Here is a 17,695-nt window from a genome sequence, read left to right on the forward strand (position 1 = left end):
CTATAGCCGCTAGGAGCAGAAGCCTCACATAGCATAGCAGTAGTTGTAGAACCAAAGCCATCACCATCGGCATCGACATAGTATTGTTGTGGCGTATTCACGGTATCATCCGTATCATCACAATCGGTATTGTTATCACTATAGCCGCTAGGAGCAGAAGCCTCACATAGCATAGCAGTAGTTGTAGAACCAAAGCCATCACCATCGGCATCGACATAGTATTGTTGTGGCGTATTCACGGTATCATCCGTATCATCACAATCGGTATTGTTTAGACTATAGCCAGCTCCTGGGTTAGAAGAAAATTCAGTTCCTGTTGTATCATTTGTATCACCATAGTTATCTCCATCAGCATCTGTGTAGTATGTTGTTGTACTGGTTGGGCCAATATATTTAAATTTCATTATAACACCAGGATTATCAATACTTACACTTGAACTACCAGAAGGCCCGGAAGTTGTACCACCAGTATCAGTTATAGCATAGAATGTTAAGCCATCAGGATCCATTGCAAAATCTCTATATCGATCGTTTGAAGAATGAAATTCTTCAAATTGATTATTAGTTGTTATATCTACAAGAGCGTCTCCTGAAGTATTTAATTTTGCTCTAAAAATAGTACCTTCTTTAAGTGTTGAAATTAAAAGTGATTGTCCCCAATTAGGAATAATACCACCTTCATATATATCAATACTTGAGGGTGCTACCGTTGGCCATGTTAACCAGCCACCTGATGGATCGTAATTTGTTGTACTATCATAAGTTCCTATTGGAGGTTGAAAATTTGAAAGTAATGAATTATTTACGGCGTCAAACTCTTGTACAGAAGAAACTCCTGAAGGACAGTTATGGTCGCTGAATCCACTGGTGCTACAGCCTCCAGGTGTAATAGACCAATTACAATAACTATATGCTAAATTATCATAGTAACCTGCAATATGTGGCCAGCCATAATTTTTACCAGCTGTTATAAGATTTAATTCGTCATCAACTTTTGCTCCATGTTCTGAAGCATATAATTTTCCATTAGATCCAAAAATGATTCCTTGCGTATTTCTGTGTCCATAAGTGTAAACGTGACTTTGAACTCCACTTAAGGTAGGATTATCAGAAGGGATAGTACCATCTAAATTTAATCTAAGAATTTTTCCTTTGTATGGGTCATAATCTGAAGGAGATGATGGTAATTCCTGAGCTTGTATGGGGTTGCAAGCGTTACCAAATTGGTTTGCTCCTTGGTCTCCAATGGTGTAATAGAGTTTTAAATCTGGACCTATAATCAGTCTTCCTGAGTTATGGTCATTACTTGCATCAATGCCTTCAATTATAGTAGTTGCACTGCTACTATTTAATAAACCTGTTCCTGTATTGTACGTATATCTTGCAATTCTCAGTTTTCTTCCACCTGAATCATAAGTATATGCTAAATAAACAAAATTATTAGAAGTGTTGATATCTGTATATAAATCTGGATGAATAGCCATACCCATAAGTCCATCTTGTCCAGCAGTTTGATACACTAAGCCAGAGAGGTCTAGCATAGTAGTTTTAGAGTTTATACCATCAGCAGGGCTAACCTTAACTACTTTTTTACCAACTCTTTCGGTTATCCATAAAAAACCATCTGGACCATAAGTCATTTCATAAGGATAATTTAACTCACTATCTGCTGTGATATTTGTAACAGACCAAAGACTGGTATCTGATGTAGCTCTTGTTGAACCACGAATAACAAATTCAAAAGAACCTTCATCACTATCGTTATTTGTTATTGTTACCGTAGAGGAATGTTTTCCTGAAGCTCCTGTATATCTAATACTAAACTGTGTGCTATTTCCAACATCAATAGGTGAGCTATAAAAAGGTGTTACAATTTCAAAGTCTGTAGTATTTGAAAGAGATATATTTGAAATGCTTAAGGGGGTTGTTCCAGTATTACTAATTGTATAAGTTTTTGTTGATGTGTTAGAAATGTCTACAGATCCAAAATTAGTGTCATTAGAAGTAGTAGGGTATAAATCTCCATTATTAATATCTTGTCCATTGCCCTGAACTTGAATTTCTGGTGAAGGTGCTACTGAGGTTCCTCTGATATTAAATGTATAAGAACTTGTATTGCTATCATTGTTGGCAATGGTTAGTGTCGCGTTTTTAACACCAGAAGTTGTTGGGTTAAAATCTATACTAAATTCAGAAGAAGATTGGGCTGATATTGGGCTTATTGGTATTTGATTTACTTCAAAATCAGAGGCATCATCTCCTGTTATTGAAATAAATGGAGAACCATCAGTTAGAATGAGGTTCGCTGATCCAAGATTTTGGATGGAGAATATTTCGGTTGCTATTGTATTGGCAGCTATAGAGCCGAAGTCTGTATTGTTTAATTCTGATGGTGAGTTACTACCATTTGAAATATCCATACTATTACCTTGAATATTGATTTCTGGACCTACTGATGCTCTAATATAAAAAGTGTGTCCGTCACCACCATCATTTGTTGCGTCACTAGTTATAGTTACTTTGGATGTGTATACACCTATAGCAGAGGTGAGTAGACTTATAGTGAAATTTGCATTTGGACCATTTTTTGCAATTCCTACAGGATTAGGATTAGTAGGGTTTACACTAACACTAAAATTAGTTGTATTATTCAAATCTATTGCAGAAACTGTTAGGGTAGTATTTCCAGTTCCTTGACTATTATCGATAGTGAATGATCTTGTAGTTTCAGAACCAAAATCTGTAAAGTCAATGGTTGAAGTATTGGTTTCTCCATCTGCAATAGATGTACCATTTCCAATAATATCAATTTCTTGAGCATATGAATATGGGAAAACCAATAATATTATTACACCTATTATTGCTTTTTTTAAAAAAGTAAAGTTTATCATGAGAGACTAGGTTTGATTTGAGAGTAAATTTGATTAACAATTTAGGTGTAAATGTATGACTAAATTTTTTTAATTATCCATGAAATGCTAAAAAAATCGATGAAATGCTTTTTTATTTTGTTAAATATTTGTAAATCATATAATTACAATATTTGAATTTTGAAAGAAAAATAAGTCTAATTGATGTTTTTTTGTGTTATTATTTTAAATTTTTAATAAAAGAAGGTGTGTAAATATTAATATTTACACACCTTCTAAATAACTTAAAGAATCTTTTTAAGGTTATTCTTAATGTTTTATAACAATTCTATTTATCTTAAGTATACTTCCTTTGCTATCTATTATATTAAGCATATATATACCTTCAGAAAGTTCTTTTACATCAATCTTTTGTAATTTGTTATAGTTACCGGTTAAATCAACTTTACGAATCAATTGACCTACAAGATTATAAAGTGAAATTGTGGCCTTTTCACCATTTAAAGAATTACATTCTATAAATAAATTTTGAGATGTAGGGTTAGGATAAATTTTTATAGGTTTTATGTTAATTGTATCATCATTTAATACTTTTTTATTAGTTGCATTTTTTGAAGTTACATTGGTTGAGCAATAGTGTACATCACTTAAATTTATACTCATATTATTATTTGTGTTTCCGTCAAGTCCATCAGTTAGACTAACAATAATACGCTTTACTATACCAGTTTGAATAATATTTACATTACTAATATTTGAACCATCAAATACTCCATAAAGTTGAATTGTATCGTTATCATCAATATAAGAAACGGTTACAAGATCTATATATCTGTCACTTGGTTTTCCATTAGTAACAGAACTTAAACCACTAATAGTAAATGAAATATCCTCACTAATACCCGGAAGGTCTAAAATTGTAGTATTAGATCCAGAACCAAAATGAGTTAATGGGTTATCGTTAAAAGGTGTGATTAAATTTTCGCAAGTAGTATCACAACCATCAGGTATACCATTTCCGTCTGTATCAAGGTTGTCATCAAAACCTGGACATTGGTCTTCAGAGTCAGCAACTCCATCATTATCAGAATCAATTAATGGGTCGCAACCGTCAGGAATATTATCAGCATCGACATCAATTGTATCATCAAAACCTGGGCATAAATCTTCAGAATCTGCAACACCATCATTGTCAGAATCAATTAGTGTGTCACATCCATCTGGAATGCCATCACTATCTAAATCTACATTATCATCAAACCCTTGGCATATATCACATCCATCTGGTATACTATCGGAATCGGTATCAGTCGTGTCGTCAAACCCTGGACATTGGTCTACAGAGTCAGCGATACCATCGTTGTCAGAGTCTATTAATGTATCACATCCATCAGGAATCCCATCGGCATCTATATCTATCGCATCATCAAAACCTGGACATTGGTCTTCAGCATCACTTACACCATCACCATCGGTATCTTCATAATCTAAAGTTAATGGATTACAGTCATTGTCAATACCATCATAAAGTATTTCTGCGTTACCAGGATAAGCTAGGGGTTGATTGTCGTCACAATCTGTATCAGAGTTTACTCCGTCATTGTCTGCATCAATAGTGTCTAAAGTTAGCGGGTCGCAATCATTATCAATACCATCATAAAGTATTTCTGTGTTACCAGGGTATGCTAAAGGTTGGTTGTCATCACAATCTGTATCTGAATTTACTCCGTCATTATCATTATCTTGGGTATCTAAAGTTAGTGGGTCACAATCATTATCAATACCATCATAAAGTATTTCTGTGTTACCAGGGTATGCTAGAGGTTCATTGTCATCACAATCATTATTAGTTAAACTAAATCCTATTCCAGGATCAGAAGTGTATTCTGTACCAGTTATATCGTTTATGTCTCCATATCCATCTTGATCGGCATCTGTATAATACGTGGTAAAAGGACTAGTTTGTGCACCAATATATTGAAATTTCATAACCACACCTGGATTAGATAGTGTAACACTAGAACTTCCAGAAGGCCCAGAAGTTGTTCCACTAGAATCTGTAATAGCATAAAAAGTAATTCCATCAGGATCCATTGCAATATCTCTATATCTGTCATTAGAAGAGTGAAATTCTTCAAATTGATTATCTGAAGTAATATCAACTAAGGCATCACCATTAGTGTTTAATTTAGCTCTAAAAATGGTCCCTTCTTTAAGTGTAGTAATTAATAAAGACTCTCCCCAATTAGGAATTAAACCAGCTTCATAAATATCAATACTCGAAGGAGCTACAGTTGGCCATGTTAGCCAATCACCAGAAGGGTTATAATTTGTAGTACTATCATAAGTTCCAATAGGTGGTTCAAAATTTGTTAAAATAGAAGTATTTATTGCATCAAATTCAGTTACAGATGTAACACCTGAAGGGCAATTATGATCAGAGAATCCATTTGTACTACAGCCTCCAGGAGTGCTAGACCAATTACAATATCCGTAAGCTAGATTGTCATAGTACCCAGCAATATGCGGCCATCCATAGTTTTTTCCAGCTGTTAGAATGTTCAATTCATCGTCAACTTTTGCGCCATGTTCTGAGGCATACAATTTACCATTAGAACCAAAAATAATTCCTTGAGTGTTTCTATGGCCATATGTATAAACATGACTTTTTACACCACTTAAAGTAGGGTTATCAGAAGGAATGCTTCCGTCTAAGTTTATACGAAGTACTTTTCCTTTATAAGGATCATAATCAGAAGGTGAAGTAGGTAAATCTTGAGCTTGGATAGGGTTACATGCATTACCAAATTGGTTGGCTCCTTGATCTCCAATAGTATAATATATTTTTAAATCAGGGCCGATTTTCATTCTACCAGAATTATGATCATTACTAGCATCTATACCATCAATAATTGTGGTTGCAGTACTACTATCTATAATGCCTGTAACCGCAATGTATCTATAGCTAGCAATGCGAAGATTTCTTAATCCACCACCAGTATCATATGTATATGCGACATAAACTAAGTTATTAGGCGTATTTATATCTGTATATAAATCTGGATGAATAGCAAAACCCATCAGTCCATCTTGTCCAGCAGTTTGATAAACAACGCTCGATAAATCTAATATGGTTGTTTTAGACCCTCCCGAAACAGGGTCAACCGTAACAATTTTTTTACCAACACGTTCAGATATCCATAAAAGATTGTCAGGACCATAGGTGATTTCGTAAGGGTTATTTAATTCTGAATTTGAAGTTATGTTAGTAACCGACCAAAGGCTAGAATCTCCAGTAGCTTTAGAAGACCCTCTGATAACAAAAGAATAAGTACCCTCATCAGCATCATTACTTATTATTGTTACTGTTGCAGAATGCTTACCTGCAGTCCCAGTATATTGTATACTAAACTGAGTGTTACTACCACTACTAACTGTAGTGTCAAAAGGAGTGCCAACAAATTGAAAATCTGTAGTATTAGACAAAGAAATACTTGAAATATTTAATGGAGAAATTCCAGTGTTATTAATAGTATATAATTTTGTAGAAGTATTACCAATATCAACAGAACCAAAATTTGTATTATTAAATGTACTTGGATATAAATCGCCATTGGATATACTCGAATTATTTCCTTGAACATTAATTTCTGGAGCAGGAGTTACTGAACTACCTTGAATTGTAAATGAATAAGGGTTTTCATTACTATCGTTGTTGTCAATACTAACCGTAGCAGTATGGGTGCCATCAGTTAAAGGAGAATAATCAATTGAAAAAGGTATGCTGCTACCTCCGTTAATAATAGTATTTTGAATAGGTTCAGAATTTATAGTAAAATATCCAGAGCCACCTGAAATGGATATACCTGATCCAGCATTATTTATTATTAAGTTTGTAATAGCGTTTCCGGTATTTTCTATTGTAAAACTATGATTTGTTGTAGTATTTGTTGCAACTGTGCTAAATTGAGTATTATCTATTGTGTTTGGTGTTGAGTCTCCGTCGGAAATAGTGTTTCCTAATCCTCTAATATTTATTTCTGGCTGTGGGGCTGTACCTGTACCTTGAATGGTGAAAGTGTATGGTGAATTTGTACCATTGGAAAATGTTAAGGTGACTGTGGCAGTCTTAATTCCAATAGAACTTGGAGTAAAGATAATAGAATGATTTATTGGATTATCGTTCCCTTTTAAATCTCCGAGATTTGTATTTACTTGGCTGAAGTCAGATGATCCAGAAATAGAAATTGAAATATTGTTTAGCTTTAGCCTAGGGTTGCCACCACTTTTGATATTATCAAGTACAAAAATATTACTATTATTGTTCCCAATTTCTACATTACCAAAATCTGTATTGTTGGAAATGGTAGGAGTATTAGAGTTATTTGAAATTAAGTTACTATTTCCTGTAACTTCTATAGTCCCTTGACTAAAGGAAGTGAAACTAAAAAAAAGGAGAATATTTACGATTACTAATTTCGTAATGGGGTTGGTTGGTAATTTTAAAATCATTTTTGGCTGGTTTTAAATTGTTTTTAGGGTTAAAATTTACTCTTTCAAGATATTAATAATCATTTATTATTAGTTATAAAATAAAGGTAGAGTTTTAAAAGAATATTAACAAATTAAAATAATAGTTGATAAATACTATTTAAATATTTGTTTGTCAGTTATTTAATGTGTGAAATAGGAGCTGGGTAGCTAGAGGTAATTATGATATAATGCTTTTAATCTATATGTTTTTATAACGTTAATTTGACTTATAATAAACATTATGAGATTTAATAATTTAAAATAAATATTAAAAATGGAGAGTTGAATCTGAAATTATTTGATTTTAACTTAAAACCCAAGATGAAATCTTGGGTTTTTTGTAGCGAGAGCGGGGCACGATCCCGCGACCTCCGGGTTATGAACTTTAATCTTTTTATATCAAAATGTATTATTTAATAGTAATATATGCTGATTTACAAGTGTTTAGTTCGTTTTTATGTTGTTTGATATTAAATAAAATCAACGAATGTTGTACCTATGTTGTACCTAAAATATGTATCTTTAGAATAAATAGTATAAATTCTAAAGCTATGTCATCGGTAAAAGCAGTTATAAGAACAAAACCCAATTCACAGAAATTATTTCCCATCGCAATACGGATTACAAAGGATAGAAAAACTTCTTTTCTATATACTGGTCAATACGTTCGTAGGAATCAATGGGATAAAACTAAGGGGCAGGTTAAAAAATCTCACCCTGACGCATTAATTATTAATCAATTAATATTTAAAAAACTTTCAAAAGTAAACCGTGGTTTATTAGATGCAGAAGTGAAAGATGAATATCAGTCTTCAAAAAATATAAAAAAGAAAGTAGTTACTACTCAATCAAGTGATTTTTTTAATGTAGCATCTATATATTTAAAGAATATTGAAGATAGAAATAAATCTCACCAATTGGATATTGAGTATAAGAGAATAGAAGTGTTTCAAGTATTTCTTAAAAAGGATAAACTTTTGTTCAATGAGCTGAGTATAGAACTACTTAGAAAATTTGAGAGTTATTTAATTAATGAACGAAATCTTTCTAAACGAACTGTAGTAAATTATATGATTACAATTAGAACTATATTTAATTTGGCTATACGAAATTCTTTTACAGATATTAAGTTATACCCGTTTGGCAAAGGAAAATACCAGATAAAGTTCCCCGAAACAAAAAAAATAGGACTAAATATAGAAGAAATAACTATTTTAGAAAATATTGAAAACTTAACAAAACCTCAAGAATATGCCCTATTTGCATGGCTTTTAAGTTTTTATTTTGCTGGTATTAGAATTAGTGATGTACTTCAGTTAAAATGGGAAGACTTTTTGGATAATCGTTTGTATTATAGAATGAATAAAAACAGTAAATTGGTTTCCCTGAAAGTTCCAGAAAAAGTTTTAATTATTCTAAGCAAGTTAGAAAGAAATGAAGACTCTGTCTTTTTATTTAAAGAGTTAGAAGGAATAGATTTTAATGATAATAAACTATTAAGAACAAGAATAAAAACTGTAACAAGAAATTTTAACAGGAGATTAGAGATTGTAGCAGAAAAAGCTGGTATTGAAAAAAAAATAAGTATGCATATTGCGCGTCATAGTTTTGGTAATATTTCTGGAGATAAAATTCCAATACAAATGCTTCAAAAACTATATAGGCATTCTTCCGTAACAACCACTATATTATATCAGTCAAATTTTATGCATAAGGATACAGATGATGCATTGGAAAAAGTTATTAATTTTTGAGTTTTAGCGGTTGTGGAGAAAGAGAAATTATCTATAAATTTTTAAATAATTCATTTATTGTTAGTTATGTTTGTTTTGTGCTATATACGAACCGAATTACGTGCCTAGTTTTTAATATGTTGAAATATAGTTATTTATGTTTTTTTTAAGTTACTATTCTCAATTTCAAGTTCTAAATTGAAATTTTATACTGAGTATATCCCATTCCTAATAATATTTTTTTTCAAATTTTAACATTTAAAAAAGTAAAAATTTAAGGGTTTCGTTAGAAAATGCTCATAAATCTATTAATAGGAAGCCGGACTTGTAAATTACTCTTATCATGAGATTACCTTATAATTGGGCTCATAACCGGAAAGTTACTGGTTCGATTCCAGTTTCCATAACTAGTAAATAAAATGCTTTACATTTTTGAAAAATATTTTCTTATTTTAATGCTTATATATGTGGAAATTAAGAATGTTTTCTCTCTTTTCATTTTTTATAAAAAAAACAGTGTGGTGGAATAATATAAAAGTATTATTTTTATAAAAAACTAAACCACCCTATGAAAAGGATCCTCGTATTTTTCTTCGTATTAATTATACAATTAAGTTTTTCTCAAACTATAGAGATTGGTCTTTTAACAGATAAAGATACGCCTGAAGTACAACCTTTATTAGAACAATTAAAAACTGAAATCAGAGCCGTTATAGGAGAGGGTAAAACAGTAAATTTTAAAAAGGTACTTTCAAATAATTTTAGCTTAGAGAAAGCTAAAGAAAATTATCAGTCTTTAATTGATGGAGACGCAGATATTATTTTGGCTTTTGGGGTTATGGATAATATAGTTCTTAGCCAACAGGAAAATTATACTAAACCAGTGATTGTTTTTGGTTCGATTAATTCAGATTTTATAAATCTACCTCCAGAACGCAAAACATCAGAAATAAATAACATCACATACATTATAGCTCCTTTGTCTTACAAAAAAGATTTGGATGATTTTAAAACAATTTACGATTATAAGAATGTTGGGGTTTTAGTAGATCAGTATATTATTGATGCACTACCTCTAGAAACGATTTTTAATCCATATTTCAACAGGGAAGGGAAAAAGTACCGTTTAATACCTTTGTCTAAAAATGGAATTAGAGCATTAGATTTGGATGGTCTTGATGCAGTCTATATTGCAGGTGGTTTTGAATTTACCGACGCTCAATTTGGCAAATTAACTTCTGTTATTAATTCTAAAAAATTACCATCATTTTCAGCAAACAGAGTTAAGGATGTTGAACGTGGTGTTTTGGCTACTAATCAGCCCCAAACAAATTTAAATCAGTTTTTTAGACGTATTGCATTAAATATTGAAGCTATAGCCAATGGTGCTAACGCTTCAGAACTACCATTACTTTTGGAGTATAAAAATAAGCTGACTATCAATTACAACACAGCTAAACGAATTGATTTTCCTTTGCGTTATGCTATGTTGGGAACTGCCGATTTTATTGGAGGTAAATTAGAACCAAATACTGAAAACATGATGTCTATATTGGATATTATGAATGGTGTTCTCGATAAGAATTTGAGTTTATCGTCTAGTGAGAAAAGTGTAGAACTAAGTGGGCAGGATATTAAAACAGCTAAAAGTGGTTATTTACCAAATGTGTCTGCTGGTGTAAGTGGGGTTTATCTAGACCCTAGAGTTGCTGAAATTTCAAATGGTGCAAATCCAGAGTTCTCAACATCTGGAAATGTTGTTTTAGAACAATTAATCTATTCAGAAAGTGCTTCTGCCAATATCGATATTAGGAAAGAATTACAAAAAGCAGAACAAGCCATTTATGATACCAACGAACTTGATGCTTTATTGAATGCTACCGTAGCTTATTTTAATGCCTTGATTTTAAAGACCAATACAAGTATTCAAAATCAAAACTTACAAGTTACTAAGCGTAATTTAGAAATAGCAGAACAAAACTTTGAAGCAGGTGAATCTGGAAAATCAGATGTGTTACGTTTTAGAAGTCAATTAGCTCAAAATATGCAAAGCCTTATAGAAGCTAGAAATCAATTGCAACAAGCATTTTTTACTATTAATCAATTGATGAATGTATCGATTAATAAAGACATTGATATTTTGGATGCTAAACTTTCCGAAGGTGTTTTTAAAAATTATAAATATGATGACTTTTACAAAATTCTAGACGACCCTAAATTACAACCAGCTTTAGTTGAATTTTTGGTGCAAGAAGCAAAAAAAAATGCTCCAGAGTTAAAGAATATCGATTATAATTTAAAGGTTACAAAACGTACTTACGATTTAAATGATTATGGTCGCTTTATCCCAACAGTTGCTTTACAAGGTCAGTACAATTTGGCAATTTCTCAATCTGGAAAAGGGTCTACTATACCATCTGGAATTCCTAGTGCACCAGATGGCACTTATAATGTAGGATTAAATGTTTCGTTACCAATATTCAACCAGAACCAAAGAAATATTAATAGACAATCAGCTTTAATTCAAGAGGAACAATTGGGTTATGAAAGACAAAATATTGAATTAAACATTGAGAAAAATGTGAATGATGTGGTGCTCGATTTGATTAATCAAATAGCAAACATCGAAATTTCTAAAGTATCGGAAGAAACAGCAAAAGAAAGTTTAGACCTCACGCAAAATGCTTATCAACAAGGCGCAGTTCCCATTATTCAGTTAATTGATGCACAGACCAATTATTTACAAGCTCAGTTAGCAAGGTCTACAGCCAATTACAACTACTTAATAACGTCTATGCAATTAGAAAGAGCGATAGGCTACTTCTTTTTAACTCATTCTGAAGATAATAATCAAGAGTTTATTCAAAGAGCCAACCAATATATTTTAAATAAAAACTAACCATTATGAAATTAAACATATACAAATTGTCCATTTTAGCTTTAGTTATAAACTTTTCTTCCTGTAAGGATAAAGTAGAGGTTAAAGAAGAAGTATTGAGGCCAGTTAAGTACGAAGTTGTTGGAACTCCAAATGTTCAAGGCACAAGAACATATAGTGGAACGGCAAAATCTAGTAATGCCATAGGGTTAAGTTTTAGAAGTGGTGGAATTATCACTAAAGTAAATCATTGGAAAGGAGCACAGGTGAAAAAAGGAAATATTATTGCAAGATTGGATAATGTTGAGGCTAACTTAGCTTATGAGCAATCTGTTTCAGCCTTAAATGCTGCAAAGTCTGCTATGAATACAGCTAAATCAAGTTTAGATAGAATTAAGTCGCTATATGAAAAAGGAAGTAATTCATTAAGTGATTATGAACAAGCAAAAAACTCTTACCAATCTGCTTTAGACCAATTTGAATCTGCAAAACGAAATAAAAGCATACAAGCTACCCAATTAAGTTATGGTATTATAAAAGCTCCTAAAGATGGTGTAATCGTTTGGACAGATGGTGCAGTTAATGAGCAAGTTTCTGCTGGTCATCAATTTGCAGAATTAAATGCAGGTAAAGGTATGAAGGTTGAGGTTGGTTTGCCAGAAGCAATCATTAATAAAGTGAAAGTAGATATGCCTACCAAGATTGAGTTTTCGGCTATCAATAATAAAGTTTTTGAAGGTAGGGTTTTTGAAGTCTCACCAAGTATAGATCCCAATTCTTCTACATATATTACGGCAGTTGCTATAATTAATCCTATTCCAGAAATTAAATCAGGAATGGCTACAAATGTCATTTTTCATTTTAAGCAAGATGAAAGTATTGCAAATGATACATTGGTTGTCCCTGTTAAGTCTGTAGGAGAAGATGGTAACGGTAATTTTGTGTTTATAGTAGAATCAAGCGATGGGATAACGGGAACTGTAAAAAAACAACAAATTGAAATTGGTGAATTAACACCATCTGGATTTGAAGTAAAAAAAGGTTTAAATGCTGGAGATAAAATAGCTACTGCTGGCTTGCAGACCTTATTAGATGGACAAAAAGTAAGATTATAATAACTAAAAACTAACCTTATGAATCTTACAGAATTTTCAATAAACCGTAATCGTGTTGTATTAAGTATTTTGGCTGTAGTTATGGTGATGGGTATGTTATTTTATGCCTCATTGTCAAGAGATAGTATGCCTCCTTACACCATACGAGTAGCATCAATTGTTTCATCTTTCCCTGGGGCAAGTCCAGAACGTGTTGAAGAATTAGTTAGTGATAAAATTGAAAAAGTAGCACAGGAATTACCCGAATTAAAAGTGGTGAAAAGTACATCTCGTACAGGGCTTTCAGTCGTTCAGGTAGAACTTAAAATGGAAGTTAAGCCAGAAGAACTACAGCCTGTTTGGGATAGACTTCGTAGAAAGTTAAGTACTATTCAGGGATTACCAAGTAATGTGAATCCTCAATTGCGGGATGATGGCATTGGTGAAGTATTTGGTATTGCTGTTGGCTTAATTTCTGATGGTTATGATTATGTAGAAATGAAAGATTATGCAGATGATTTGAGAGATGATTTAATAAAACTAGAAGATGCTGCAAAAGTTGAATTGAATGGTGCGCAGGAAGAACGTGTTTTCGTTGAATTTGAAAACACCAAATTGAAAACCTATGGGCTAACATCTAGCAGATTAAAAAACATAATAGGTAGCACTAATATACTTAGCTCTGGAGGAACAATTAATGTTGAAGCAGAACGTATTATTTTGGAGCCCACAGGGAATTTCAATGATTTAAAGTCCATACAAGAGATGTTAATCCCTGTTGGTGAAAACGGACAAGTTATAGCTCTTGAAGACATTACTACAGTGAGAAAAGGGTATATCAATCCACCAAAACAAAAAGTACGCATCAATGGAAATGATGCTATTTCATTGCATGTGTCTTTAAAAGAAGGTGCCAATATCATTAAGTTAGGCGAAGAAATTGATGTGTTACTTGGGGAGTGGCAAGATAAATTGCCAGTTGGATTAGAAGTATCTCGTTTGGCATCAATTGACAAATACATCGATTTAAAGATTAGTGATTTTATTGGCAACCTATTACAGGCTATTGCCATCGTATTAGCAGTTATGCTTTTCTTTTTAGGACTAAGAACAGGATTGGTTATTGCAAGTTTAATTCCAATAGTTACCATAACAACGTTGATGGTTATGGGGTTAATCGATGTGGGGCTGAATCAAATTTCGTTAGCCGCTTTAATTATGGCTTTGGGAATGATGGTAGATAATGCCATAGTTGTTGCAGAATCAGTCATGGTGAAAATGGAAGCAGGTATTCCCGTTAAGAAAGCTGCAATCGATTCGTGTTCAGAACTATTTACACCATTGTTAATTTCAACATTAACAACTTCTGCTGCCTTTTTAGCATTCTTTATGGCAGAATCTGTTATGGGTGATATTATGGGACCCATTTTCGTGGTAATTACCATTGCGCTTTTATCGTCATGGATTATCGCATTAAGTATAATTACACTATTTTGTGTCTTCTTCTTAAAAGTAAAACCAAAAGAAGCTGGAAAAGTAAGTTTCTTAGATAGACTCATTAATGGCTTAAAACTCAAGTATAAAAATTTAATTTTATTAGCTCTTAATTGGAAAAAATCGGTTTTAGTACTTATTGTTTTTATGTTCTTTTTATCCATTTTCGGATTTGGACTATTAGGTTTTGTGTTTTTCCCAGATAGTGACCGTAATATGATAACGGTTGATATCAATTTACCAGAGAATACTAAAATTGAGAATACAACATCTGTGATTTTAGCGCTTGAAGATTTTATTCAGAAAGAGCTAAAAGTAACAGATGATAAACCAGATGGTATTGTAGATTGGTCAGCTTACATTGGTGAAGGCCCTTCAGCTTACGATTTGGGGTATAATGCGGACGAAGCAAATTCAAATTATGCACATATCTTAATTAATACATCATCTTTTTTGGTGAATAATAGCATGATTGAAAAATTGGATGCCTTCAGTTTTGAAAACTTTCCTAATGCCGATATTAAAGTCGGTTTGCTTGGTTCAGGTGGAGGAGGAACACCTGTTGAAATTGAAGTATCAGGAGATGATCCCGATAAATTAGCAAGTATCTCCGAAGCCATTAAAGCGAAGTTGTTTACCATTTCTGGTACAAAAAACATTAAAGATGATTGGGGTCCTAAAGGGAAAAAGTTTGTTATTGATATAGACCCTAATAAAGCGCAAACAGCGGGGGTTACCAATCAAGATATTGCTACTTCTTTACAAACTGTTTTAGATGGTTTTCAAGCAGGGGAATATCGAGAAGGTGATAAATCTATCCCTATTGTAATGAAGAGTAATCAAAGTAAACAACAATCCTTATCGTCATTAGAAAGCTTAAATATATATGCGCAAAGTTCAGGAAAAAGTGTGCCTTTACTTCAAGTTGCCTCTATAATTCCTCAATGGCAATATTCAAAAATAAAACGTGTTGATTTAACTAGAACAATTAAAGTATCAAGTGAATTAACAACAACGGGTAATGCTTCTGAAGTCACTCAAGCCATTACTCCTTGGTTAGATGAACAGAAAGAGTTTTGGGGTAATGGTTATACTTATGAATTAGGAGGTGATGCTAAAAGTTCAGCAGAAAATATGGGAGCTGTAGCAAAGTATTTACCACTTTCTGCATTCATAATTGTGATGCTATTAATAATACAGTTTAACTCATTTAGAAAAATGGTTATGATAGTTTGCACTATTCCTTTAGGTGTTATAGGTATGGTTTTAGGATTGTTATTGTTTGGAGTGCCATTTGGTTTTATGGCGTTTTTAGGAGTTATTTCTCTTGCAGGTATTGTTATCAATAATGCTATAGTACTCGTGGATAGAATTGAGATTGAAGAAGCTGAATTAAAACGTAAGCCACAAGACGCTATAATAGCAGCATGTTTACAACGTTTTAGACCCATTTTATTAGCAACCTTTACAACTGTGTTAGGTTTAGTGCCTTTATATCTAGGAGGTGGTGAAATGTGGGAGCCTATGGCAGTAACCATTATGGTTGGTCTATTGTTTGGTACTATAATTACCTTATTATTTATTCCAGCATTTTGTAGTGTGATGTATAAGGTAGATTATAAGGGTTATGAATTTAATGATGACCTTTTAGATTAAAATGCTAAAGCGTTTATATTCATATCGTTTCGAGATATTTTTTTTTAGTCAGGTAGCAATTTTGTTTGGTTCTTTAATTGTACCATCAATTATTTTTGAAACGTTTTTATCTCCTGTAATATTTTTATTGAATCTATTGGCAGGAATAGTACTCTTGTTTAAGCAAAAAAAAACCATGTGGTTTTTAGTGTTATTACTCGCTATTAGTACGTTTTTATTGGGTTCTAATCTAATAGAAACTACTAATGAAGCTTTAGTGGGGCTTATTAAAATGGGAACTTATTTTTTGTTTTACGTTGTAGTAACATCAGAGATTATAAAGCAAGTTTGGCAAGCAAAAAAAGTAAATAAAAATGTAATATTTGGACTGGTTAGCGGATACATATCTCTAGGTTTAATAGGTTTCTTTATTTGTTTAAGTATTGAAATGGCATACCCCAATTCGTTTTTAGGTTTAATTGACGGTATTTCTATTACAGAAAACTTAATGTATTACAGCTATATTACGTTATTAACCATTGGATATGGAGATATTTTGCCCATAAGTGCATTAGCGCATAAAGCAGCTATTTTAATTGGTTTAATGGGGCAAATTTATTTAGTAGTCATTACAGCTATTGTAGTTGGGAAGTATATCAATCAGTCCTCTAAATAAGTTATTAAGGATTGGTAAAAATGTATTTTATAACGATTAGTAAATTTTGAAATTGATGTATATTGCGAAAAAATAATCCATAATTTTAAAGATTTGAAAGAAATTAAAAAAGTAACTCTATTATTAGTTTTAGTGCTATTTGTAACTAATTGTGCATCAGTAAAGCTTGCAAACTCATGGCATTCTGAAAACTTCGATACAACAAAAACTAGAAAAATTTTAGTTGTGGCAAGAGACAATGATATGGATGTAAGAACTTCTTATGAAAACGCGATGGTTTCAAATTTAAAAGAAGAAGGTGTTGATGCCGTATCTGCATTTGAAATGTTTCCTGCTTTAAAAGAAAATAAAAATAGAAAACAAGAAGAGATTGAAGCTTTAGTTGAAAGTTTTAAATCTAATGGTATTAATGCAATTATGTTAACTGCTTTAAAAGATACAAACATAGAAGAATCTCAACCTAAAAGTACTTCTTTTAGCCCTGTTTCTACAGCTAATGTTGGTATGTATGGTATTAGTTTTACAGATTATTATAATGTGCATTCTATAGAATATATAAGCAGAGGGCTAAAGCCTGTATATAATGATAGCCAAGATGCAGGAACAACACGATTATCATCAACTACTTATATTCTTGAGGCTATTGTTTATGATTTAACTTTAGCAAACAAAAAGCAATTAGTAGGCGTATTCGAAATTGAAATAACTGACCCTTCATCAGGAAAACAAGTATTAAATAAATTTACAACATTAATTTCAAAACAATTTAGAAAATAGATTAT

The 17,695-nt window shown here is 32.1% G+C and carries 8 protein-coding genes; 6 read left to right on the plus strand and 2 right to left on the minus strand.

Annotation, left to right across the window (positions count from 1 at the left end; all coding sequences use genetic code 11):
• Together ACH5TW_RS01350 and ACH5TW_RS01355 are read right to left on the minus strand one after the other, a co-directional pair.
• On the minus strand, positions 1–2,891 hold a 2,891-nt coding region (locus tag ACH5TW_RS01350), incomplete at its 3' end, for a PQQ-dependent sugar dehydrogenase (protein WP_439334680.1).
• A gap of 288 nt (positions 2,892–3,179) precedes the next feature.
• Positions 3,180–7,382 carry a PQQ-dependent sugar dehydrogenase gene (locus ACH5TW_RS01355; protein ID WP_439334681.1) on the minus strand — a complete coding sequence of 1,401 codons (4,203 nt, stop codon included), beginning with the start codon at positions 7,380–7,382 and terminating at the stop codon, positions 3,180–3,182.
• 572 nt (positions 7,383–7,954) lie between these two features.
• On the opposite strand from ACH5TW_RS01355, the gene ACH5TW_RS01360 reads away from it, so the two are divergent.
• From ACH5TW_RS01360 to ACH5TW_RS01385, 6 genes are all read left to right on the plus strand, one after another.
• Entirely contained in the window at positions 7,955–9,157 is a 1,203-nt protein-coding gene (locus ACH5TW_RS01360) for a phage integrase SAM-like domain-containing protein (protein WP_439334682.1), read from the plus strand.
• A 547-nt stretch (positions 9,158–9,704) separates the two neighbouring features.
• A complete protein-coding gene (locus tag ACH5TW_RS01365) occupies positions 9,705–12,035 on the plus strand; it encodes a TolC family protein (protein ID WP_439334683.1) in 2,331 nt (776 codons plus the stop codon).
• 5 nt (positions 12,036–12,040) lie between these two features.
• Positions 12,041–13,129, plus strand: coding sequence for an efflux RND transporter periplasmic adaptor subunit (locus ACH5TW_RS01370; RefSeq protein WP_439334684.1), 1,089 nt, complete (start codon positions 12,041–12,043; stop codon positions 13,127–13,129).
• 18 nt (positions 13,130–13,147) lie between these two features.
• Positions 13,148–16,258: an efflux RND transporter permease subunit gene (locus ACH5TW_RS01375; protein WP_439334685.1), complete on the plus strand. Its 3,111-nt coding sequence runs from the start codon at positions 13,148–13,150 to the stop codon at positions 16,256–16,258.
• Between the two features lies 1 nt (position 16,259).
• Positions 16,260–16,913 carry an ion channel gene (locus ACH5TW_RS01380; protein ID WP_439334686.1) on the plus strand — a complete coding sequence of 218 codons (654 nt, stop codon included), beginning with the start codon at positions 16,260–16,262 and terminating at the stop codon, positions 16,911–16,913.
• A gap of 93 nt (positions 16,914–17,006) precedes the next feature.
• The gene (locus tag ACH5TW_RS01385) at positions 17,007–17,690 is read left to right on the plus strand and encodes a hypothetical protein (protein ID WP_439334687.1); all 684 of its coding nucleotides are present in this window, start codon (positions 17,007–17,009) and stop codon (positions 17,688–17,690) included.
• Positions 17,691–17,695: the final 5 nt, after the last annotated feature.

Source organism: Thalassobellus sediminis, from assembly GCF_044386045.1.
In the GTDB taxonomy this organism is placed as follows: domain Bacteria; phylum Bacteroidota; class Bacteroidia; order Flavobacteriales; family Flavobacteriaceae; genus Thalassobellus; species Thalassobellus sediminis.

Excerpts from the sequence above, each read along its gene's own strand:
- ACH5TW_RS01355 (WP_439334681.1), bottom strand. The coding sequence starts at position 7,382 with ATGATTTTAAAATTACCAACCAACCCCATTACGAAATTAGTAATCGTA.
- ACH5TW_RS01365 (WP_439334683.1), top strand. The coding sequence starts at position 9,705 with ATGAAAAGGATCCTCGTATTTTTCTTCGTATTAATTATACAATTAAGT.
- ACH5TW_RS01380 (WP_439334686.1), top strand. The coding sequence starts at position 16,260 with ATGCTAAAGCGTTTATATTCATATCGTTTCGAGATATTTTTTTTTAGT.
- ACH5TW_RS01375 (WP_439334685.1), top strand. The coding sequence starts at position 13,148 with ATGAATCTTACAGAATTTTCAATAAACCGTAATCGTGTTGTATTAAGT.
- ACH5TW_RS01360 (WP_439334682.1), top strand. The coding sequence starts at position 7,955 with ATGTCATCGGTAAAAGCAGTTATAAGAACAAAACCCAATTCACAGAAA.
- ACH5TW_RS01370 (WP_439334684.1), top strand. The coding sequence starts at position 12,041 with ATGAAATTAAACATATACAAATTGTCCATTTTAGCTTTAGTTATAAAC.